Annotated in this window: 19 protein-coding genes; 15 read left to right on the top strand and 4 right to left on the bottom strand. The window is 71.4% G+C overall.

Annotated elements, in window-relative coordinates:
• Nucleotides 1-55: 55 nt before the first annotated feature.
• Together HNR19_RS16410 and HNR19_RS16405 are read right to left on the bottom strand one after the other, a co-directional pair.
• The gene (locus HNR19_RS16410; protein ID WP_179668914.1) at nt 56-1,108 is read right to left on the bottom strand and encodes a glycosyltransferase; all 1,053 of its coding nucleotides are present in this window, start codon (nt 1,106-1,108) and stop codon (nt 56-58) included.
• Nucleotides 1,109-1,192: 84 nt separating this feature from the next.
• Nucleotides 1,193-1,957 (bottom strand): endo alpha-1,4 polygalactosaminidase, encoded by a 765-nt coding sequence (locus HNR19_RS16405; protein WP_179668913.1) that lies wholly within the window; start codon nt 1,955-1,957, stop codon nt 1,193-1,195.
• 33 nt (nt 1,958-1,990) lie between these two features.
• Between HNR19_RS16405 and HNR19_RS16400 the strand changes: the two genes are divergently transcribed.
• The 12 genes from HNR19_RS16400 (at nt 1,991) to HNR19_RS16345 (ending at nt 17,143) form a co-directional block, all read left to right on the top strand.
• Nucleotides 1,991-2,620 carry a LysE family transporter gene (locus HNR19_RS16400; protein WP_179668912.1) on the top strand — a complete coding sequence of 210 codons (630 nt, stop codon included), beginning with the start codon at nt 1,991-1,993 and terminating at the stop codon, nt 2,618-2,620.
• A gap of 68 nt (nt 2,621-2,688) precedes the next feature.
• Complete coding sequence (locus HNR19_RS16395) at nt 2,689-4,377, top strand: methylmalonyl-CoA mutase family protein (protein ID WP_179668911.1); 1,689 nt, start codon at nt 2,689-2,691, stop codon at nt 4,375-4,377.
• Nucleotides 4,374-6,524, top strand: coding sequence for a methylmalonyl-CoA mutase (gene scpA / locus HNR19_RS16390; RefSeq protein WP_179668910.1), 2,151 nt, complete (start codon nt 4,374-4,376; stop codon nt 6,522-6,524). Before HNR19_RS16395 ends, scpA begins: the two co-directional genes overlap by 4 nt.
• Nucleotides 6,524-7,519 carry a methylmalonyl Co-A mutase-associated GTPase MeaB gene (meaB, locus tag HNR19_RS16385; RefSeq protein ID WP_179668909.1) on the top strand — a complete coding sequence of 332 codons (996 nt, stop codon included), beginning with the start codon at nt 6,524-6,526 and terminating at the stop codon, nt 7,517-7,519. Before scpA ends, meaB begins: the two co-directional genes overlap by 1 nt.
• A 211-nt stretch (nt 7,520-7,730) precedes the next feature.
• Nucleotides 7,731-8,807 (top strand): ScyD/ScyE family protein, encoded by a 1,077-nt coding sequence (locus HNR19_RS16380; protein ID WP_179668908.1) that lies wholly within the window; start codon nt 7,731-7,733, stop codon nt 8,805-8,807.
• A gap of 44 nt (nt 8,808-8,851) precedes the next feature.
• Nucleotides 8,852-10,051, top strand: coding sequence for an amidohydrolase (locus HNR19_RS16375; protein ID WP_179668907.1), 1,200 nt, complete (start codon nt 8,852-8,854; stop codon nt 10,049-10,051).
• Between the two features lie 109 nt (nt 10,052-10,160).
• Nucleotides 10,161-11,255 carry a BMP family lipoprotein gene (locus HNR19_RS16370; RefSeq protein ID WP_343047235.1) on the top strand — a complete coding sequence of 365 codons (1,095 nt, stop codon included), beginning with the start codon at nt 10,161-10,163 and terminating at the stop codon, nt 11,253-11,255.
• Between the two features lie 139 nt (nt 11,256-11,394).
• Nucleotides 11,395-12,915 (top strand): ABC transporter ATP-binding protein, encoded by a 1,521-nt coding sequence (locus HNR19_RS16365; protein WP_179668906.1) that lies wholly within the window; start codon nt 11,395-11,397, stop codon nt 12,913-12,915.
• Entirely contained in the window at nt 12,912-14,126 is a 1,215-nt protein-coding gene (locus tag HNR19_RS16360) for an ABC transporter permease (protein ID WP_246303528.1), read from the top strand. Before HNR19_RS16365 ends, HNR19_RS16360 begins: the two co-directional genes overlap by 4 nt.
• Complete coding sequence (locus HNR19_RS16355) at nt 14,123-15,457, top strand: ABC transporter permease (protein ID WP_179668905.1); 1,335 nt, start codon at nt 14,123-14,125, stop codon at nt 15,455-15,457. Before HNR19_RS16360 ends, HNR19_RS16355 begins: the two co-directional genes overlap by 4 nt.
• Nucleotides 15,458-15,461: 4 nt before the next feature.
• Nucleotides 15,462-15,851: a cytidine deaminase gene (locus tag HNR19_RS16350; RefSeq protein WP_179668904.1), complete on the top strand. Its 390-nt coding sequence runs from the start codon at nt 15,462-15,464 to the stop codon at nt 15,849-15,851.
• Nucleotides 15,848-17,143, top strand: a complete 1,296-nt coding sequence (locus tag HNR19_RS16345) for a thymidine phosphorylase (protein ID WP_179668903.1) — start codon at nt 15,848-15,850, stop codon at nt 17,141-17,143. Before HNR19_RS16350 ends, HNR19_RS16345 begins: the two co-directional genes overlap by 4 nt.
• Nucleotides 17,144-17,235: 92 nt before the next feature.
• Here HNR19_RS16345 and HNR19_RS16340 read toward each other — a convergent pair whose 3' ends face one another.
• Nucleotides 17,236-17,580, bottom strand: coding sequence for a DUF1330 domain-containing protein (locus tag HNR19_RS16340; protein ID WP_179668902.1), 345 nt, complete (start codon nt 17,578-17,580; stop codon nt 17,236-17,238).
• A 116-nt stretch (nt 17,581-17,696) separates the two neighbouring features.
• On the opposite strand from HNR19_RS16340, the gene HNR19_RS16335 reads away from it, so the two are divergent.
• A complete protein-coding gene (locus HNR19_RS16335; protein WP_179668901.1) occupies nt 17,697-18,464 on the top strand; it encodes an MmyB family transcriptional regulator in 768 nt (255 codons plus the stop codon).
• A gap of 233 nt (nt 18,465-18,697) precedes the next feature.
• Nucleotides 18,698-19,600, top strand: coding sequence for a DUF559 domain-containing protein (locus tag HNR19_RS16330; RefSeq protein ID WP_246303527.1), 903 nt, complete (start codon nt 18,698-18,700; stop codon nt 19,598-19,600).
• A gap of 154 nt (nt 19,601-19,754) precedes the next feature.
• Here HNR19_RS16330 and HNR19_RS16325 read toward each other — a convergent pair whose 3' ends face one another.
• A complete protein-coding gene (locus HNR19_RS16325; protein ID WP_179670322.1) occupies nt 19,755-20,210 on the bottom strand; it encodes a MaoC family dehydratase in 456 nt (151 codons plus the stop codon).
• A gap of 34 nt (nt 20,211-20,244) precedes the next feature.
• Here HNR19_RS16325 and HNR19_RS16320 point away from each other — a divergent pair, with 34 nt between their 5' ends.
• Complete coding sequence (locus HNR19_RS16320; RefSeq protein ID WP_179668899.1) at nt 20,245-21,324, top strand: adenosine deaminase; 1,080 nt, start codon at nt 20,245-20,247, stop codon at nt 21,322-21,324.
• Nucleotides 21,325-21,326: the final 2 nt, after the last annotated feature.

The raw sequence follows: 21,326 nt of genomic DNA, 5'->3' as shown, positions 1-21,326 counted from the left end.
ATCTTCACGCGCTGAGAGCGTCGAGTCGGCGCGTGATCACGCGCCGACTCGGCTCTCACGCAGCGAGCGGGTGGAACGTGGGGTAGTGCTCGCGGACGAGCTCGTCCACGGCGTCGTGCCACGTGCGGGCGGCGATCAGCTCGCGGGCCTGCGCGCCCATCAGCCGGCGGTGCCTGTCGGCGACGACGGCCTCGACGGCCCGCCGCAGGTCGCGCCGGTCGGCGGCGTCGTACAGCAGGCCCGTCTCGAGGTGGCGTACGACGTCGGGCGCCCCGCCGGCCCGCGGCGCGACGACCGGTACGCCGGCCGCGGCGGCCTCGCGCAGTGCGTGGCAGTCGGTCTCGTGCTCGCCGGGGTGGACCAGCAGGTCGAGGGTGGGCACCGCGACGGTGAGGTCGCCGGTCTGGAGCGGGCCGGTGAAGCGCGCGTCGGGGAGCCGCTTCTGCAGCCACTCGCGCTCGGGGCCGTCGCCGATCACGACGAGGCGGATGCCGCGCACGTCGGCGAGCTCGGCGAGGCGCCGCACGCCGTTCCTCTTGCGGAGGCCGCCGACGTAGCCGACGACGACGCGGGCGCCGTCCTTCGACTTCGCCTTCGACCACGAGTCGTGCAGCCACTGGTCGCGGAGGCCGGGGTTGAACGCCAGCGGGTCGACGCCCGGCTCCCACAGCGTCGCCTCGACGCCGAGCTCGGCGGCCCGGTCGACCATCCAGCTCGAGGTGACCAGGAGCGTGGTGGCGCGACCGGCGACCTTGGCGCGCCAGTAGTCCGCGGCGAGGTCGAACACCGGCGACTGCTCGACGACCACGGTGGGCACACCGGTGCGAGCGGCGTGCTTGAGGGCCTTGCGGCCGACGAACCGCGGCGACGCCGCCTGGATCACGTCGGGCTCGAACGAGTCGATCGCCGACCGCACCTGGGTGCCGGTCGGCTCCAGCGGGCGCACCCGCACCACGTCGCAGCCGCGATAGCTGGTGAGGCCCGGGCCCGGCGCGATGATCCGCACCGTGTGGCCGGCGTCGACCAGCCGGTCGGCGGTGGCCTTGAGCGTCGTCGTCGTGCTGTCGACGGCCGGGTAGAAGGTCTCGGTGACCAGGGCGATCCTCATGGGGCCACCGTGATCGGCGCACCTTGCGGGTCGGGGATGTGCGGGTGGATGTCAGGTGAACCGGCGGTTGTCACACCCGGGTGATCAGCACCAGCGGTGCACGCCCTTCGGCGTCAGGTTGCGGTCGCGGCGCACGACCGGCCACTGGTCGCCGTACCGCTTGCACGTGCGGCGGAAGGCGCGGTTGCGGTACTCCACCGCCAGCACCTGGTCGCCGTACGACGCGGCGTACCGCCCGCACTCGCGCCACTGGCCGCACTCCTCGGCGATCGCGAAGTCGAACCCGATGGTCGTGCCGTCGAAGCCGGCGAGGTTCTTCTGCGCCGCAAGCAGGCCCGCGCGGTGGGCACGCCGCACGAGCAGGCGCGCGAACGCGGTCGCGTGGCGGCGCTCCAACAGCTGTCGGCTGCGCGTGAACGAGTCGAGGTTGTCGTACTCGACCGAGTCGAACCCGTCCGCGGCGCACCGCTCGGTCCACCTGCCGACGACGCGCGCCAGGGCGCGCCGCTTCGACGGAGTGCGGAGGTCCAGCAGCCACTCGCCCCACGCCTCGTCGGTGACCGGTCGACCGTCCTTCTTGAGCACCAGCCGCCAGTGCTTGCGCCAGAAGCGCTTCTCGTCGGGCTGGGTCTGGAAGCCGTTGACGTAGCAGACGTTGTGCCGGCCGGCGAGCGGCTTCGCCCGCCGGTCGCGGACCACGATGCCGACCTCGTCCGGTACGCCGTCCCACGGCCCGCCGAGCTGGTAGTCCATGTCGGTGTCGACCGGCAGCGGGTCAGGCGCGGCCGCCGCGGGCACCGTCGGAACCATGATCAGGGCCGCTGCAGCGACCAGGAGCCTCCCTCGCACCCGGTCATGCTAATTCGGTGCGAGGATGGGCGCGTGGACCTGATCGCCCTGATGCCCGCCTTCGTGCTCGCCGTGCTGCTGATCTCGGCGTCGCCCGGGCCGGCGATGGCGCTGATCTTCCAGCGAGCCGCGGTCGGCGGCTGGCGCGGCGCCGTACCGACGGTGCTCGGGCTCGAGGCAGGGCTCTACGTCTGGGCGCTCGCGGCCGCCGCGGGGTTCGCCGCCCTGGTGGCCGTGTCGACCACCGCGTTCATCGTGCTCAAGGTCGTCGGCGCCGCGGTGCTCGTCTACCTCGGGGTGCGGGCGTGGCGCTCCGCCTGGCGCGGCGGGCACGGCGAGGGCGACGCGACGCCGGTGGTGCGCGGCTGGTGGGCGCGGTTCGGTGAGGGAGCGGTCGTGCAGCTCGCCAACCCGAAGGCGGCGATCTTCATGATCGCGTTCTACCCGCAGTTCGTGCCCGAGGGGCGACCCCTGTTCCTGACCACCGCCGGGCTGGCGCTGGTCCAGGTCGCCATCGAGACGCTCTTCTACCTGGCCCTGGCGTACGGCGTGGGCCGCGCCGGCGCGTTCTTCCGCCGGTCGAAGGTGAGGCGCCGCCTGGACGCGATCGCCGGCACGGTCCTGGTCGCTCTCGGCGTACGAGTGGCGCTCACGCAGCGCTGATCCGGGGCACGGGGGAGTGACGGATGCCACGCCGGACAGCCCCGTGAGCGGCCATAGGATTGCCGCTTATGACCGACGACGCAGGGACGCTCGCCCTGGCCGACGAGGCTGACCGCCACACCCGCGAGGAGTGGGAGGCAGCGGCGGCCGCAGTGCTCCGCAAGAGCCGCCGGCTGACGGACGAGGACCCCGACGCCACGGCCTGGGACAAGCTCACCCGCCGCACCCTCGACGGCATCGCGGTGACGCCGCTCGGAACCCCCGATCTGCTCGACGGCCTGCAGACGGCCGGTCGCCCGACCCGCGCCGGCGCGTGGGACATCCGCGCCCACCTCGCCGGGTCCGACGCCAAGCTGCTCAACGAGCACGCGCTCGTCGACCTCGACGGCGGTGTCACATCGCTCTGGGTGCGCGTCGACGAGGACACCGACCTCCCCGCGGTCCTCGACAAGGTCCTCCTCGACCTCGCCCCCGTCGTGCTGGAGCCGACCGGCGACCCGGTCGCGGCCGCGAAGGCGCTCCTCGACCACGCGTCGTACGTCGACCTGCACCCGGCCACCAACCTGGGCGCCGATGCGGCGACGGCCTCCGGCGACGACCTGGCCGCGATCGCCGGCCTCGCCCGGGAGGCGGGGGTGCTGGCCGTCGTCGTGGACGGGACCGCCGTCCACGACCAGGGCGCCTCCGACGTCCAGGAGCTCGCGGTCTCGCTGCTCAACGCCGTCGCGACGCTCCGCGTCCTCACCGCGCGCGGCCTGGACGCCGCCGACGCCGCGCGGCTCATCGAGTTCCGCTTCGCCGCGACCGACGAGCAGTTCCCGACGATCGCCAAGCTGCGGGCGGCCCGCCGGCTGTGGGCCCGCGTGCTGGAGCTCTCCGGCGTCACCGGCGTCGACCAGCGCCAGCACGTCGTGACCAGCCGCCCGATGCTGACCAAGTACGACCCGTACGTGAACATGCTCCGCACCACCGTCGCAGCCTTCGCCGCCGGAGTCGGGGGAGCGGACGCAGTGACGGTCCTGCCGTTCGACAGCCCGCTCGGCCAGCCCGACGCGTTCGGCCGCCGGATCGCGCGCAACGTCTCCCACCTGCTCATGGACGAGTCCCACGTGCACGAGGTCGCCGACCCCGCGGGCGGCGCGTACGCGGTCGAGAAGCTCACCGACGACGTCGCGATCGCCGCCTGGGAGCTCTTCGGCCGGCTGGACTCCGGCGAGGACGTCGGCGCCCTCATCGCCGAGACCGTCGCCCGCCGCGAGGCCGAGATCGCCCAGCGCAAGCGCCCGATCACCGGGCTCTCCGAGTTCCCCAACCTCGCCGAGACCCTGCCCACGCGCGAGCCCGTGCCCGGTGAGACCGACGTACGCCGCTACGGCGCCTCCTTCGAGGCGCTGCGCGACGCGCCCGCGGCCGAGCCGGTGTTCCTGGCGACGCTCGGCACGATCGCCCAGCACACCGCCCGCGCGACGTTCGCGAGCAACCTCTTCGCCGCCGGCGGTGTCGCCGTCGAGCCGGCCGGTCCCACCGACGGCGTCGACGCGCTGGTCGCGGCCTACGGCGGCCAGAAGGTGGTCTGCCTCGCGGGCACCGACGAGGCCTACGCCGAGTGGGGCGAGGCGGCCGCGGCCGCGCTCCGCGAGCGCGGCGCGACCCGCGTGGTCATCGCGGGCAAGCCGACCGACTACGCCGACGACGCGTGCGCCCTGGGCGTGGACGCGCTGGCCTTCCTGAACCGCACCCGAGAGGCGCTGGCATGAGCATCCCGAAGTCGTTCGCAGGTCTGCCGCTGACGGGCGACGCGGCAGCCGCCGTACCCCTGCACGGTGACCTCGAGTCCTGGCACAGCCCCGAGGGCATCGAGATCAAGCCGTCCTACGACGCCGCCGACCTCGAGGGCCTCGACGCGCTCGACACCTGGCCCGGCCTCAGCCCGTTCCTGCGCGGCCCCTACCCGACGATGTACACCACGCAGCCGTGGACGATCCGGCAGTACGCCGGCTTCTCCACCGCCGAGGAGTCCAACGCCTTCTACCGCCGCAACCTCGCGGCCGGCCAGAAGGGCCTCTCCGTGGCGTTCGACCTCGCGACCCACCGCGGCTACGACTCCGACCACCCGCGGGTGCGGGGCGACGTCGGCATGGCGGGCGTGGCGATCGACTCGATCTACGACACCCGCACCCTGTTCGACGGCATCCCGCTGGACCAGATGTCCGTCTCGATGACGATGAACGGCGCGGTGCTCCCTGTGCTCGCCCTCTACATCGCCGCGGCCGAGGAGCAGGGGGTGAAGCCGGCCCAGCTCTCGGGGACCATCCAGAACGACATCCTCAAGGAGTTCATGGTCCGCAACACCTACATCTACCCGCCGGCACCCTCGATGCGGATCATCTCCGACATCTTCGCGTTCACCTCGGCCGAGATGCCGCGGTTCAACTCGATCTCGATCTCCGGCTACCACATGCAGGAGGCCGGGGCGACCGCCGACCTCGAGCTCGCCTACACGCTGGCCGACGGCGTCGAGTACATCCGTGCCGGCCTCGAGAGCGGCCTGACCATCGACCAGTTCGCGCCCCGACTCAGCTTCTTCTGGGCGATCGGCATGAACTTCTACATGGAGGTCGCCAAGATGCGCGCCGCCCGCGCGCTGTGGTCGCGCCTGGTGCGCCAGTTCGACCCCCAGAACCCCAAGTCGCTGTCGCTGCGCACCCACTCGCAGACCTCCGGCTGGTCACTCACCGCGCAGGACGTCTTCAACAACGTCGGCCGCACCTGCATCGAGGCCATGGCCGCCACCCAGGGCCACACGCAGTCGCTGCACACCAACGCTCTCGACGAGGCCATCGCGCTGCCGACCGACTTCTCGGCCCGCATCGCCCGCAACACCCAGCTGCTCCTGCAGCAGGAGAGCGGCACGACGCACACCATCGACCCCTGGGCCGGCTCCTACTACGTCGAGAAGCTGACCCACGACCTCGCCGAGCGCGCCTGGGCGCACATCCAGGAGGCCGAGGCCGCCGGCGGCATGGCGGCCGCGATCGAGCAGGGCATCCCGAAGATGCGCATCGAGGAGGCCGCGGCCCGCACCCAGGCGCGCATCGACTCCGGCGCCCAGAAGGTCATCGGCGTCAACACGTTCCGGCTGCCGGCCGAGGACCCGCTGGAGGTGCTCAAGGTCGACAACGACGAGGTCTACCGGCAGCAGGTCGCCAAGCTCGAGCGGCTGCGCGCCGAGCGCAACGGCGACGACGTCGAGGCCGCGCTCCACGCGCTGACCCGCTCCGCGGAGTCCGGCGAGGGCAACCTGCTCGAGCTCGCCGTCGCGGCGGCCCGCAACAAGGCGACGGTGGGCGAGATCTCCGACGCGCTGGAGAAGGTCTACGGCCGTCACCAGGCCGTGATCCGTACGATCTCCGGCGTGTACCGCGACGAGGCCCAGGAGAGCGGCGACACCCTCCTCGACCAGGTGCGCCGGGCGACCGACGAGTTCGCCGAGGCGGAGGGCCGTCGTCCCCGCATCCTGGTCGCCAAGATGGGTCAGGACGGTCACGACCGCGGTCAGAAGGTCGTCGTCTCCGCGTTCGCCGACATGGGCTTCGACGTCGACGTGGGCCCGCTGTTCTCGACGCCCGAGGAGGTCGCGCAGCAGGCGATCGACGCCGACGTCCACATCGTCGGGGTCTCGTCGCTGGCCGCCGGTCACCTCGCACTGCTCCCCGCGCTCAAGGGCGCGCTGGCGGAGCAGGGCCGCGACGACATCATGGTCGTCATCGGCGGCGTGATCCCGCCCGACGACGTGCCGACGCTGACCGGGATGGGTGCGGCGGCGGTGTTCCTGCCGGGCACCGTCATCGCCGAGTCGGCGCTCGACCTGTTGGCGAAGCTGCGCGACCAGCTCGGGCACTGATGCTGGAGGAGCGGACCCAGGCGCTGCTCGACGGGATCCGCGCGGGTCGCCGGGCCCAGGTCTCGCAGGCGATCACGCTCGTCGAATCGACCAGCCCGCGGCACCGCGAGCAGGCACGAGCGCTCCTGGCGGAGCTCCCGAAGGGCGACGCGGTCCGGGTCGGCATCTCGGGCGTGCCCGGGGTCGGCAAGTCGACGTTCATCGAGTCCCTCGGCACCCGGCTGACCGCAGCCGGCCACAAGGTGGGCGTGCTCGCCGTCGATCCGTCGTCGGTGCGCACCGGCGGCTCGGTCCTCGGTGACAAGACCCGGATGGCGGGACTCTCGGCCGACCCGAAAGCGTTCATCCGTCCGTCGCCCTCGGCGGGCACGCTGGGAGGTGTCGCACGGGCGACCACGCAGGCGATGGCCGTGCTCGAGGCGGGGGGCTTCGACGTCGTGCTCGTCGAGACCGTCGGCGTCGGCCAGTCCGAGGTGACCGTGGCCGGCATGGTCGACACCTTCCTCTTCCTCACCCTCGCCCGCACCGGTGACCAGCTGCAGGGCATCAAGAAGGGCATCCTCGAGCTCGCCGACGTGATCGCGGTCAACAAGGCCGACCCGGCGGACCCGTCGCGCCTGCAGGAGGCCCGGGCCACGGCCCGCGAGCTCGCCGGCGCGCTGCGATTGGTGCACGGCCACCCGAAGGAGGGGGACTGGGTGACCCCTGTCGTGACCGCGTCCGGGCTCAGCGGCGACGGCGTCGACGGCGTGTGGGAGCAGGTGCTCGCCCACCGCACCCACCTCGGCGACGCCGGCCTCGCCCGCAAGCGCGCCGAGCAGCAGCTCGAATTCACCTGGGCGCTGGTCCGCGACGAGCTCGAGCAGCGGCTGCGGCACTCGCCGGGCGTGCGCGCCGTGCGCGAGGAGGTGCGCGCCGCCGTGCTGTCCGGGGAGCTGACGGCGCCGCTCGCGGCCGACCGGATCCTCGACGCGTTCGACGACGTGCAGAGGTAACGAGGGTCTCCGCCGGCAGCCGGGCGCCCAAGTCATTCCTGCGGATGAGGGGAATCCGCCGCGAGACCGATGCATCGAACGTAAAGTCAGCGCATTCTCGGGTGGGTTATCCCCGTGCCGTGCGGGCGCTGCCATGCATGCACCCGGTCGGCACGCGGCGACACGATGCACAGAGATCAGCTCTCGGGCAGAACCCCTACCGGAGGAACCAGTGTCCAACCGCCCCTTCCGTCGGCTCCGCCGACCGGCCGCCGTCGTGGCTGCCGTCTCCGCGCTCGCGCTGTCGGTCAGCACCCTCAGCGCCAGCAGCGCCGCTGCCCCGGCCCAGCCGACCGTCATCGACAAGGGTCTGGTGTCGCCTCTGAGCGTCGCCGTCAACGATGACAACGTCGTCTACTACAGCGCGAACTTCGCCGGGCAGCTCTATCGCAAGGCCCCCGGCAAGCCGGCCAAGGTCGTCTACCAGTCGAAGGGCGGCAAGGAGGTCGGCGCGATCTCGACGGTCGGCAAGACGGTCTACTTCGTCTCCGGCTTCAACCTGATGAAGCTCGCCAAGGGCAAGGTCACCAAGGTCGCGGCCCTGGGCGCCTACGAGAAGGAGAACAACCCCGACGCCGAGGTGAGCTACGGCCTGGTCGACCCGGCCGCGGAGTGCCTGGAGGCTTGGCCCACGGGCGACGAGGCGCCGCCGGCGCAGTACACCGGCATCGTCGAGGCGCACCCGTACGGCACCGCCGTGGTCAACGGCACCGTGTACGTCGCCGACGCCGCCGCCAACGCGATCCTCGCGGTCAAGGGCGGCAAGATCACCACCGCCGCCGTGCTCCCGGCCGTGCCCGTCGAGATCACCGAGGAGCTGGCGACCCAGTACGGCATCCCGGAGGTCTGCATCGGCGAGACCTACAACTTCGAGGGCGTCCCGACCGACGTCGAGGCCGGCCCCGAGGGCATGCTCTACGTGTCCGGACTCCCCGGTGGCGAGATCCCGGGCAAGGGCTACGTCGCGACGGTCGACCCGGAGTCGGGTGAGACCACCGAGCTCGCGAGCGGCCTGGTCGCCGCGGCCGGCCTCGCGGTGCTGCCGAACGGCACCGTCTACGTCTCCCAGCTGTTCGCCGGAGAGATCACCAAGATCGCGCCCAACGGCAGCCGGTCGACGTTCGCGGGCGCCCCGCTGCCGTCGGCCGTCGAGGTGAAGGGCAAGAAGCTCTACGCCACGATCAATGTGCTCGCCGGCCTCGAGCCGGGTCAGAAGCCCGGAGGCAAGGTGGTCAGCTACCTGCGCTGACCGCGAAGCAGGGACGGAGGGCATCGGGGCGTAGCATCGCTTCGATGCCCTCCGCCGATTTCTCCGCCTCGCTCGACGTCGTGACCGACGTCGTCCACAAGCACGAGGACGACCTGGTGGAGCTGCGGCGCGACCTGCACCGCCACCCCGAGCTGTCCTGGCAGGAGCAGCGCACGACCGACCGCGTCATCGAGCTCCTGTCCCACGCCGGCTGGCAGGTGACCCCCGCGCCCCGGAGCGGGGCGATCGCCGAGATCGGCGACGGTGACCGGGTCGTCGGCCTCCGCGCCGACCTCGACGCGCTGCCGGTCCACGACCTGACCGACGACCCCTGGTCGAGCCGGGTGCCGGGCGTCGCCCACGCGTGCGGCCACGACGTCCACACCACGGCGCTCGTCGGCGCCGGCTACGCCCTCGCCGAGCTGCACGAGCGGGGAGCGCTCGAGGGCAGGGTGCGCCTGCTGTTCCAGCCCGCCGAGGAGGTCATGCCCGGGGGAGCGCAGCACCTGATCGCGCAGGGCGCGCTCGAGGGCCTCACCCGGGTCTACGCCCTGCACTGCGAGCCCGCCGTCGACGTGGGCCGCATCGGCGTACGGACCGGTCCCATCACGAGCGCCGCCGACCGGATCGAGGTCCGGCTCGAGGGCACCGGCGGCCACACCTCCCGCCCGCACCTCACCGGCGACCTCACGTTCGCGCTGGCGAAGGTCACCAGCGAGCTCCCCGCTGTCTTGAGCCGCCGGATGGACCCGCGCGCGGGGGTCAGCGTGGTCTGGGGGCTGATGCGCGCCGGGTCGGCGCCCAACGTGATCCCCGACCAGGGGATCGTCGCCGGCACCGTGCGGATCCTCGACGCCGACGCCTGGGCGGGCTGCGAGCCCGTCGTGCGCGAGGCCGTGATCGACATCGTGCGGCCCTACGGCGTGACCGCCTCGGTCGACTACCTCCAGGGCGTGCCCCCGGTGGTCAACGAGCAGGGAGCCATCGCCGACCTCGCCGCCGTGGCCGGCGAGCTCCTCGGCGCCCACCGCTGCGTCGAGGTTCCGCAGAGCCTCGGGGGCGAGGACTTCGGGTGGTACGCCGACCAGGTCCCGGCCGCCATGTTCCGGCTCGGCACCCGCACTCCCGGCGGAGCGACGTACGACCTGCACCAGGGCGACCTGCGCGTCGACGAGCAGGCGATCGGGGTCGGAGCCCGCGTGCTGGCCGGCGCCGCCGTACGGTCCCTGGTCACCGCTCGATAACAACCTGCGAAAATCTCGGCGCAAGGCAGGAGGATTGCCGGTCGCGCCATTAGGGTGCATCGGTATGCCCTGACCAGGGTGTGTCGAGTACCGAATCCAGGAGGATGCCGTGAAGAGAACGGCCCGTATCGCAGCGATGGGTGTCATCGCGGCACTCGCCCTCACCGCTTGTGGCGACCGCGAGGAGGACGCCAACGACGACTCCTCGCCCAGCTCGGCTGAGAGCAGCCCGACCGAGGAGACGTCGGCAACGCAGGCTGCCGAGCAGTTCCCCGACTTCAAGGCTTGCATGGTGTCCGACTCGGGCGGCTTCGACGACAAGTCCTTCAACCAGACCTCGCACCTCGGCCTCGAGAACGCCGCGGCCAACTACGGCATCCAGACCGCCGAGGCGGAGTCCACCGACCCGTCGCAGTTCGAGGACAACATCCAGTCGCTCGTCGACGAGGGCTGCAACCAGATCACGACCGTCGGCTTCCTGCTCGGCGACGCCACCGAGGCGGCCGCCAAGAAGGCCAAGGACGTCGACTTCGCGATCGTCGACTTCGCCTACGAGAAGCCGACCCCGAACCTCAAGGGCCTGACCTTCAACACGGCCGAGCCGTCGTTCCTCGCCGGCTACCTCGCCGCCGCGGAGTCCGAGTCCGGCATCGTCGGCACCTTCGGCGGTCTCAACATCCCGACCGTGACCATCTTCATGACCGGCTTCTACAACGGTGTCCAGCACTACAACGAGGAGACCGGCGAGCAGGTCGAGGTCCTCGGCTGGGACCCGGCCAAGGAGGAGGGCTCGTTCACCGAGGACTTCGAGAACCAGAACCTCGGTGAGGACCTCGCCAAGCAGATGATCGGCCAGGGCGCCGACGTCATCTTCCCGGTCGCCGGCCCGGCCGGCCTCGGTGGCCTCAAGGCCGCCCAGGACGCCGACGCGTGGGGCATCTGGGTCGACACCGACGGCTGCCAGTCGGCCGCCGAGTACTGCGACTCGCTGCTCACCTCCGTCGTGAAGGGCATGGACGTCGCCGTCGAGCAGGCCATCCTCGACTCGGCCAGCGGCAACTTCACCAACGAGGTCTACTCCGGCACCCTCGAGAACGGCGGCGTCAGCCTGGCCCCGCTGAGCGACGAGGTCGACGAGGAGACCGCCGCGAAGATCGAGGAGCTCAAGGCGGGCATCATCGACGGTTCCATCACCGTCGAGTGACGTGCTGAGCCCTCAGTAGCAGCAACACTCCGACCGTAGGTCGGGCGGACCCGGTCCGTCCGGCCTACGGTCGTCTACGGCGCCACCGCGCACTACCGTGTCTGCGGTCGCCACCACCGACGAAAGAGAGCGAGGCCGGATGAGACTCGAGATCAGGGGTCTGACCAAGAGGTTCGGCTCCTTCACGGCCAACGACCAGATCGACCTGGTCGTCGAGCCGGGCGAGATCCACTGCCTCCTCGGGGAGAACGGCGCCGGCAAGTCGACGCTGATGAACATGCTCTACGGGCTCTACACGCCGACCGAGGGCGAGATCCTGCTCGACGGCGAGCCGGTGACGTTCGCCGGCCCCGGCGACGCTCTGGCCGCCGGCATCGGCATGGTCCACCAGCACTTCATGCTGGTCCCCGTCTTCACCGTCGCCGAGAACCTGATGCTCGGCCACGAGCAGACCCGCGGTCTCGGCGTGCTCAACCGCGCCGCAGCGCGCAAGCAGGTGCGCGAGCTCTCCGACCGCTACAACCTCGCCGTCGACCCCGACGCCCTCGTCGAGGACATCCCGGTGGGCGTCCAGCAGCGGGTCGAGATCATCAAGGCGCTCGCGGGCGACGCGAAGATCCTGATCCTCGACGAGCCCACCGCGGTGCTGACGCCGCAGGAGATCGACGAGCTGATGGGCATCATGCGCGAGCTCAAGGCCCAGGGGACCTCGATCATCTTCATCACCCACAAGCTCCGCGAGGTCAAGGCGATCGGCGACAAGATCAGCGTGATCCGCCGCGGCAAGGTCGTCGGTACGGCGCCGCCGACCGCATCGGAGGCGGAGCTCGCCGAGCTGATGGTCGGCCGCTCGGTGCAGCTGACGGTCGACAAGGAGCACGCCGCCGGCGGCGAGCCGGTGCTGCGCGCCGACGGCATCAGCGTCGTCGACCCCCGCGGCCACCTCGTCGTCAAGGACGTCTCGTTCGAGGCCCGCGCCGGGGAGGTGCTCGGCATCGCCGGCGTCCAGGGCAACGGGCAGACCGAGCTCATCAAGTCGCTGCTCGGCCTGGTGCGCCCCGACGCCGGCCGGATCCACCTGGAGGGCCGCGACATCAGCAGGCACGGCCCGCGGCAGAGCCTCGAGGACGGCATCGGCTACATCCCGGAGGACCGCTCGCACGACGGCTTCGTCGGCACGTTCAGCGTGCGCGAGAACCTCGTCCTCGACCTCTACCGCAACAAGGAGTTCTCCTCCGGACCGGCGCTCCGGCTCGACGCGATCGCCGACAACGCCGAGGCGCGCATCCAGGAGTTCGACATCCGCACCGAGTCGGCCGAGACGCCGGTGGCGTCACTGTCGGGCGGCAACCAGCAGAAGGTCGTCGTCGCCCGCGAGTTCTCCCGGCCGCTGAAGGTGCTCATCGCCTCGCAGCCGACGCGCGGCGTCGACGTCGGCTCCATCGAGTTCATCCACAAGCGGATCATTGCCGAGCGGGACCGCGGCACCGCCGTGATCATCGTGTCCACCGAGCTCGACGAGATCTACGCGCTGTCCGACCGGATCGCCGTGATGTACGACGGCCGCATCGTCGCCACCGTGAGTCCCGACCTGCCCCGCGAAGAGATTGGTCTGCTGATGGCCGGAGCCACGCCCGAGACGGGGGAGGTGGCCTCATGACCGAGCCCGCACGCGAGATGTCGCCCCAGCCCGAGACCCTGATGCCCGAGGCGACCGGGAAGGACCGCGACTGGGCCAAGTGGCTGCCCACGGTCCGCGACACCGTGATCGCGGTCGCGCTCGCCCTGCTCGTCGGCGCGTTCCTGATCATCCTGTCCGACGAGCAGGTCATCGAGTCGCTCGACGGCCTGTTCGGCAACCCCGGCTCGTTCTTCGTCTACGCCGGCGACGTCCTGCGCTACTCCGCGGAGGCCGTGTGGGACGCCTACACCGCTCTGCTGCGCGGTGCGTTCGGCTCCGGTCCCGCCTGGGAGCGGACGCTGGAGCGCTCGGCGCCCCTGATCTGCGCCGGTCTCGGCGTGGCGCTCGCGTTCCGGGCGGGCCTGTTCAACATCGGCGCCCAGGGCCAGATGCTCGTCGCCGCGCTGGCCGCCGGCTACGTCGGCTTCCACTACGACATGCCGCCGGTCATCCACCTGCTCGCCGCGATCGCCGCCGCGCTGGTCGCGGGCGCCCTGTGGGGCGGCGTCGTCGGCCTGCTGAAGGCACGCTCCGGCGCGCACGAGGTGATCACCACGATCATGCTCAACCAGGTCGGCCGGTTCACCGTGCTGTTCTTCCTGGCCCGGGAGGCGTTCCAGCGGCCCGGCAGCGACAACCTGCTGAGCCCGGTCGTCGACAGCGACGCGCAGTACCCGACCGTCGCCGGCCTCCACCTCGGCATCCTGGTCGCGCTGCTCGCCGCCGTCGCCGTGTGGTGGCTGCTGGTCCGTAGCAAGCTCGGCTTCGAGCTGCGCGCGGTCGGCGCCAACCCCGACGCCGCCCGCACCGCGGGCATGAGCGTCTCGAAGGTCTACATCGCGGCGATGGCGATCGCCGGCCTGCTCGCGGGTCTCGCGGCCACCATGACCGTCCTCGGCCTGCGCCAGGGCGTCACCGACCAGGTCGTCGGGTCGGTCGGCTTCGACGCGATCACGGTCGCGCTGCTCGGTCGCGCGACGCCGTTCGGCACCGTCCTCGCCGGCCTCCTCTTCGGTGCGCTCTCGGCCGGCGGGCTCGGCATGCAGACCGCGGCCGGCGTACCTCCCGAGCTGATCCAGGTCGTCCAGGCGCTGATCGTGCTGTTCGTCGCGGCGCCCGCCCTGATCCGCGGGCTGACGCGGATCCGGCGCCGACGAGCCGGCACCGAGGCACAGGAGGTGACCGCATGAGCACCGTCGTCGACGCTCCGGCGCCGGCCGCCGGGGCACCCGAGCCCCAGGTGCGCGACCGCGCCGACGTACGCCGCCAGGTCAAGCTCGTCGTGGTGCTGGCGATCGTGCTCGCGGCCGAGGTCTGGTTCAAGCTCGACATCAACGACCCGACCGTGTCGCACCTGCTGAAGGGCCCGCGCACCAAGGAGAACCTGCCCGTCGAGTTCGACGGGACCCTCGTGTCCTGGACCGCGGTCGCGATCACCGCCATCGCGCTGGTGCTCGCGATCCTCAACCGCTACCCGCGCGGCTGGGTCGGGATGATCGTCAGCGTCCTGGTCGGGATCGGCTTCTACGGCGCGTTCCTGATGTGGGCCTACGCCGACCCCGACGGGTTCGCCGCGTCGATCACCAACCCGATCGAGGGCACGATCTCGCTCGCGACACCGCTGGTGTTCGGCGCGCTCGCCGGCGTGCTGTGCGAGCGGGCGGGCGTCGTCAACATCGCGATCGAGGGCCAGTTCATCGCCGGTGCGTTCTTCGGCTCGGTGTTCTCCTCGTTCGCGGTCGCCTCGATCGCCGCGATCCCGTTGTTCTGGTGCTCGATCTTCGGGCTCCTCGGCGGCATCCTCGCCGGCGTCGGCATGGCCGCCCTCCTCGGCACCTTCGCGCTCCGCTACCACGTCGACCAGGTGGTCGTCGGGGTCGTGCTCGTCGCGTTCGGCTACGGCATCACCAGCTTCCTGCTGGGCCAGATCCCCGACGACAACGAGGAGATGTTCAACCAGCCCGAGCTGCTGGAGTCCGTCGAGATCCCGGGCCTCGCCGACATCCCCTACATCGGGCAGGCGCTGTTCAACCAGACGCTCCTCGTCTACTTCATGTACGTCGCCGCGCCGCTCGTGTGGTGGCTGCTCTTCCAGACCAGGTGGGGCCTGCGGGTCCGGTCGGTCGGCGAGCACCCCAAGGCCGCCGACACCGTGGGCATCAACGTCAACCGGGTGCGCTGGCAGGCGGTGCTGCTGGGCGGTGTGTTCGCCGGTCTCGGCGGCGCCGTGTTCACGCTCGACCTCGGCTCGTTCGACAAGGAGATGTCGGCCGGCACCGGCTTCATCGCGCTCGCCGCGGTCATCATGGGGCGCTGGCACCCGATCTACGCCGCGCTCGCCGCGCTGCTGTTCGGCTTCCTCCGCACGCTGGAGAACCAGCTGAGCATCCTCGACGAGAAGGTGCCCGGCGAGCTCCTGTCCGCGCTGCCCTACCTCGCGACGATCATCGCCGTCGCCGGGTTCGCCGGCCGGGTGCGCCCGCCGGCGGCCGACGGCCAGCCCTACGTGAAGAGCGACTGACGGCATGGCGGGAGTGGACTGGGACGCGCTGCGCGCAGCAGCCGTCGAGATCTCGGAGCGCGCCTACGCGCCGTACTCGGGCTTCCGGGTGGGCGCCGCAGCGATCGTCGACGACGGTCGCGTCGTGGTGGGCTGCAACGTCGAGAACGCGGCCTACGGCGTGACGCTGTGCGCCGAGTGCGGGCTGGTGTCCCAGCTGCACGCGACCGGAGCCGGGCTGCTGACGCACTTCGTGTGCGTGAACGGCGACGGCGACGTGATCATGCCGTGCGGCCGGTGCCGCCAGCTGCTGTGGGAGAACGGCGGCGCGGCGCTGGAAGTGATGACCCCGGAGGGTGTGTTGACGATGGACCAGGTGCTGCCGCAGGCGTTCGGCCCGGAGGACCTCCGATGAGCGGGGCCAACGGGCACGACGCGGTCGAGGTCATCTCCACCAAGCGCGACCGGGGGGAGCTGAGCACCAGCCAGATCGAGTGGGTGGTCGACGCCTACACCCGCGGCGACGTCGCCGACGAGCAGATGTCGGCGCTCGCGATGGCGATCCTGCTCAACGGGATGGACCGGCGCGAGATCGCCGACTGGACCGCCGCGATGATCGCGTCGGGGGAGCGGATGGACTTCTCCGCGCTGTCCCGGCCGACCTCCGACAAGCACTCCACCGGCGGCGTAGGCGACAAGATCACGCTGCCCCTGGCGCCGCTGGTCGCCGCGTGCGGCGTCGCCGTACCGCAGTTGTCCGGCCGGGGCCTCGGCCACACCGGCGGGACGCTCGACAAGCTGGAGTCGATCCGCGGCTGGCGGGCGGCGCTGTCCAACGAGGAGCTGATGGCGCAGCTGGAGTCCGTCGGCGCGGTCATCTGCGCCGCCGGCGACGGCCTGGCGCCCGCCGACAAGAAGCTCTACGCGCTGCGCGACGTGACCGGCACCGTCGAGGCGATCCCGCTGATCGCGTCGTCGATCATGAGCAAGAAGATCGCCGAGGGCACCGGCGCGCTGGTGCTCGACGTGAAGGTCGGCACCGGCGCGTTCATGAAGGACGCCGACCGGGCGCGCGAGCTCGCCGAGGTGATGGTCGCGCTGGGCACCGACGCGGGGGTCAGGACCGTCGCGCTGCTGACCGACATGTCCACGCCGCTCGGCCTCACCGCGGGCAACGCGATCGAGGTGGCCGAGTCGGTCGAGGTGCTCGCCGGTGGCGGCCCCGCCGACGTCGTCGAGCTGACCGTCGCCCTCGCCCGCGAGATGCTCGCGGCCGCCGGCCGCGACGACGTGGACCCGGCCGACAAGCTGGCCGACGGCTCCGCGATGGACACCTGGCGCCGGATGATCGCCGCGCAGGGCGGCGACCCCGACGCCACGCTGCCCGTGGCGAAGGAGTCGCACGTCGTGACCGCCGACACCGACGGGGTGCTGACCCGCCTCGACGCGCTCGCCGTCGGCGTCGCCGCCTGGCGTCTCGGCGCCGGCCGCGAGCGCAAGGAGGACCCGGTCCAGGCCGGGGCCGGCGTCGTGTGGCACGCGCGCCCCGGCGACAGCGTCGCCTCCGGCCAGCCGCTGTTCACGCTGCTCACCGACACCCCCGAGCGCTTCGACCGCGCCCTCGCCGCCCTCGACGGCGGCTACGACATCAGCGCCCCCGGTTCGCCGTACCAGCCGACGCCGCTGATCATCGACCGGGTCGACTGACCCACCGCCGAATCCGCCCTCGTGGTTGGTCGAATCCGCCCTCATGGTTGGTCGAATCCACCTCGATGGTCCGCTGAGTAACCGACGATGGTTCAGCTCGCCTCGCCGAGGACCTGGGCGATCTTGTCCACGGCGCGGTAGCCGTCCGGCACGCCTTCCACCAGGCAGGCGATCGAGCGCGAGTGCTCGGTGCGCAGCGGAAGGATCTCCTGGTACGCCGGCGACGCGTACCAGGCCGCGGCTGCCTCGGAGCCCGGGAACTCGATGATCACCAGGTCACCGGTCCACTCGCCCTCCGCCGGCGTGAGCTTGCCGCCGTGCACGAGGAAGCGGCCGCCGTACGGCGCGATCGTGGCGTCGATCTTCTCGATGTACTCGATGATCGCCTCGCCGAAGTCGACGTCGTTGAGGTAGGCGATCGCATAGGCCTTGGTCATGGCTGAGCCTTTCGTCTGGGCTGGTCCGAGGCTCCATGAGAAGCCCGGCGCAGGCCGCAGGTCGATGACGTCGGAGGTCATGGCTGGGGGCACCCGCACCGGCTAGCGTCTGCGCCGTGAACGACCACGCCGGAAGCGCCCTCAGGGACTGGCGCCAGCGCCGCAACCTCTCGCAGCTCGACCTCGCCGTCCGCGCCGACGTGTCGACCCGGCACCTCAGCTATGTCGAGACCGGGCGCGCGCGGCCGAGTCCCGAGATGATCCTGCGCCTCTGTGAGGAGCTCGCGGTGCCGCTGCGCGACCAGAACCAGATCCTGCTCGCCGGCGGCTATGCCCCGGCGCACCCCGAGCACTCGCTCACCGACCCGCCGATGGCCGACATCAACGCCGCCATCGAGGCGATCCTCCAGGCCCACCAGCCCTACCCGGCGCTGGTGATCGACAGCCGGTGGGAGCTGGTCACCGCCAACGAGGCGGCGTTCCTGATGCTCGACGGCATACCCGAGGACTTGCTGGAGCCTCCGGTCAATGTCCTTCGGCTGTCGCTGGACCCACGTGGCCTCGCCCCGCGGATCGCCAACCTCGCGGAGTGGCGGGACCACCTCGTCGTACGCCTGCGGCGGCAGTACGACGCCAGCGGCGATCCGGTCATCGGCGCGATGCTCGAGGAGATGGCCGATGGCGACGCGGTGCCGCACCCGTCGGTGGTCTCGTCCGCGCTCGTCGTACCGCTCGACCTGCGGGTCGCCGGAGACACCGTGCTGTCGTTCGTGTCGACGACGACGGTCTTCGGCACCCCGCGCGAGGTGACGCTGTCCGAGCTCGCGATCGAGGCGTTCTACCCGGCCGACGAGGCGACTCGGAAGTACCTCAATGGGGCCTGACGTCTCGTCGAGTCCGCCACCGTGGTTCGCCGAGTCCGCCGTCATGGTTCGTCGAGTCGTCACCGGTGGTCCGACGCCGGGTTGAGCGGCCCGCCATTCGTCCACAGGCCCAGGCATCGCGCGGCTTATCCACCGCCAGGTCGCGCGCACTGCCGGCCGAGTCGGCCCGGCGTGACGCTTCATTCATGTCCACAGGTCCTGACCTCCCTCGCGTTCCGTGTACCAGCGCCACCTTGAAGGACCTCGGCATCACGCGCGCCACGCTGCGCCGCTTGGTCCACGAACGGCAGCTCCGACGCGTCACCACGGACGTGTACGTCGCCGCAGACGTCGAGGACACGCTCGAGACGAGGGTTCAGGCAATCTCTCTGGTGATCAGTCCCCACCATGTCATCGCCGATAGGGCGGCGGCCTGGCTATGGGGCATCGACGCGTTCGCGTACGCCGACCTGGACGCGCCACCCATAGAGACCGTCGCGCTGCCGGGGCACTACCCGTGCAGGCGCCAGGCGGTAAGGGGGCGCACACGAGATCTCGCCGCCGATGAGATCGTGACCGTCGGCGGCGTCCGCGTCACGTCCCCGCTGCGGACGGCGTTGGATCTGGGGTGTGTGCTCCACCGAGCCGACGCGCTCGCGGCCCTCGACGCATTCCGCAGGGCTCACGACATCAGCGAAGCCGAGCTCGTGGGCCAGCTGCCGCGCTTCGCGGGAAGGCGGGGCGTCGTACAGCTGAAGGAACTGATCCCCCTCTCGGACCCGCGTGCCGAGTCGGCCCGTGAGTCGCGCACCCGGTTGGCGATCCTGGACGCAGGCCTTCCAGCACCCGACCTCCAGGTCTGGGTCGACGTCGCGGGGAGGCCGACGTATCGATTGGACCATGCCTACGTCCGGGCCCGGATCGCTGTCGAGTACGACGGGTGGGAGGCCCACCAGCGCACCGACGACCAACGCAGGTACGACGAGGAGCGCCGCGCCTGGCTACGTCAGAACGGGTGGCACGTCATCGTCGTGCGCAACGGCGACTTCACCGGACCGGCGCTCGACGCGTGGACGCTGGAGCTGCGCGAGGCCCTGCGCTGGACGTACTCCACTCGCCGTCGCCTGGAGCGGGGCGACGGCGACCGAGTGCTGTGAGGTCCAAGGTCTGACTCGGCCCGCCACGGCGTACAACTCGGCACGCCACGGCGTACAACTCGGCACGCCACGGCGTACAACTCGGCACGCCACGAGGTACAACTCGGCCCGCCACGGCGTACAACTCGGCACGCCACGAGGTACAACTCGGCGATCAGCCGGGGAGCAGCAGGACGACGGTCTCGGCGACGCAGGCGGGCTTGTCGTGGTCCTCGATCTCGATGGTGTGCTGGACGGTGAGCTGCTTGCCGGCGGGGATGTCGGTGACGGTCGCGATCTTGACGTGGACCCGGATCCGCGAGCCGACGAGGAGCGGGGTGGGGAAGCGGACCTTGTTGACGCCGTAGTTGAGCTTGGCGCCGGGGGTGGCGAGCTTGAACACCTGGCTGCCGAGCCACGGCACCAGCGCGAGGGTGAGGTAGCCGTGCGCGATGGTGCCGCCGAACGGACCGTCCTTGGCGCGCTCGCGGTCGACGTGGATCCACTGGTGGTCGCCGGTGGCGTCGGCGAACTGGTTCACCCGCGCCTGGTCGATGGTCACCCACTCGCTGGCGCCGAGCTCCTCGCCCGCGGCCTGCTCGAGCTCCTCGAACGTCGTGAAGACCCGCATCGGTGCCCATCCCTTCATACGGAAGAATGCCGTCATGGAACCTACACGCGTGCCGACCCGTGACGAGCTGAGGTCCGCGCCCAAGGTGCTCCTCCACGACCACCTCGACGGCGGCCTCCGTCCGGCGTCGGTGGTCGAGCTGGCGGCGGACGCCGGGCACGAGCTGCCCGAGACCGACGCGGAGGCACTGGGTCGCTGGTTCACCGAGTCGGCCGACTCCGGCTCGCTGGTGCGCTACCTCGAGACGTTCGAGCACACCGTCGGCGTGATGCAGACCGGTCCGGCCCTCACCCGGGTCGCGCGCGAGTGCGTCGAGGACCTCGCCGACGACGGCGTCGTCTACGCCGAGATCCGCTACGCCCCCGAGCTCCACGTCCAGCAGGGCCTCACCCTCGACGAGGTCGTCGGCGCGGTGCAGGAGGGCTTCGAGCAGGGCTGCGAGGCGAGCGGCGGCCGGATCGTCGTGCGCCACCTGCTGACCGGGATGCGCCAGGCGGCGCGGGCGCGTGAGATCGCCGAGCTCGCCGTCGCGCACCGCGACCGCGGCGTGGTCGGCTTCGACATCGCCGGTCCGGAGGCGGGCTACCCGCCGAGCCGCTTCCTGGACGCGTTCGAGTACGTCCGCCGCGAGAACGGCCACATCACGATCCACGCCGGCGAGGCGTTCGGGCTGCCCTCGATCTGGGAGGCGGTGCAGTGGTGCGGCGCCGACCGGCTCGGCCACGGGGTTCGGATCGTCGACGACGTCACGCCCGGCGACGACGGTACGGCGGAGCTGGGCCGGCTGGCGTCGTACGTCCGCGACAAGCGGATCCCGCTCGAGATGTGCCCGACCTCCAACGTGCAGACCGGCGCCGCCGACTCGATCGCGGACCACCCGATCAAGACCCTCGCCGACCTGCGCTTCCGGGTCACCGTCAACACCGACAACCGCCTGATGAGCGGCACCTCGATGACCAACGAGCACGCGCTGCTCTGCGAGGCGTTCGGCTGGGGCCTCGACCAGGTCGAGTGGCTGACGATCAACGCGATGAAGTCGGCGTTCATCCCCTACGACGAGCGGCTCGACATCATCATGAACACGATCAAGCCCTGGTACGCCGCCCAGCGCTGACC

Source organism: Nocardioides thalensis (genome assembly GCF_013410655.1).
Taxonomy (GTDB): domain Bacteria; phylum Actinomycetota; class Actinomycetes; order Propionibacteriales; family Nocardioidaceae; genus Nocardioides; species Nocardioides thalensis.
Note: the sequence above shows the minus strand (reverse complement) of the source record. Positions and strands in the feature narration are given on the sequence as shown.

Bases quoted from the DNA above. Each gene is read 5' to 3' on its own strand.
- meaB (WP_179668909.1), top strand. From the start codon at position 6,524: ATGCTGGAGGAGCGGACCCAGGCGCTGCTCGACGGGATCCGCGCGGGT.
- HNR19_RS16320 (WP_179668899.1), top strand. From the start codon at position 20,245: ATGGAACCTACACGCGTGCCGACCCGTGACGAGCTGAGGTCCGCGCCC.
- scpA (WP_179668910.1), top strand. From the start codon at position 4,374: ATGAGCATCCCGAAGTCGTTCGCAGGTCTGCCGCTGACGGGCGACGCG.
- HNR19_RS16410 (WP_179668914.1), bottom strand. From the start codon at position 1,108: ATGAGGATCGCCCTGGTCACCGAGACCTTCTACCCGGCCGTCGACAGC.
- HNR19_RS16395 (WP_179668911.1), top strand. From the start codon at position 2,689: ATGACCGACGACGCAGGGACGCTCGCCCTGGCCGACGAGGCTGACCGC.
- HNR19_RS16345 (WP_179668903.1), top strand. From the start codon at position 15,848: ATGAGCGGGGCCAACGGGCACGACGCGGTCGAGGTCATCTCCACCAAG.
- HNR19_RS16340 (WP_179668902.1), bottom strand. From the start codon at position 17,580: ATGACCAAGGCCTATGCGATCGCCTACCTCAACGACGTCGACTTCGGC.
- HNR19_RS16350 (WP_179668904.1), top strand. From the start codon at position 15,462: ATGGCGGGAGTGGACTGGGACGCGCTGCGCGCAGCAGCCGTCGAGATC.
- HNR19_RS16325 (WP_179670322.1), bottom strand. From the start codon at position 20,210: ATGCGGGTCTTCACGACGTTCGAGGAGCTCGAGCAGGCCGCGGGCGAG.
- HNR19_RS16355 (WP_179668905.1), top strand. From the start codon at position 14,123: ATGAGCACCGTCGTCGACGCTCCGGCGCCGGCCGCCGGGGCACCCGAG.
- HNR19_RS16365 (WP_179668906.1), top strand. From the start codon at position 11,395: ATGAGACTCGAGATCAGGGGTCTGACCAAGAGGTTCGGCTCCTTCACG.
- HNR19_RS16360 (WP_246303528.1), top strand. From the start codon at position 12,912: ATGACCGAGCCCGCACGCGAGATGTCGCCCCAGCCCGAGACCCTGATG.
- HNR19_RS16375 (WP_179668907.1), top strand. From the start codon at position 8,852: ATGCCCTCCGCCGATTTCTCCGCCTCGCTCGACGTCGTGACCGACGTC.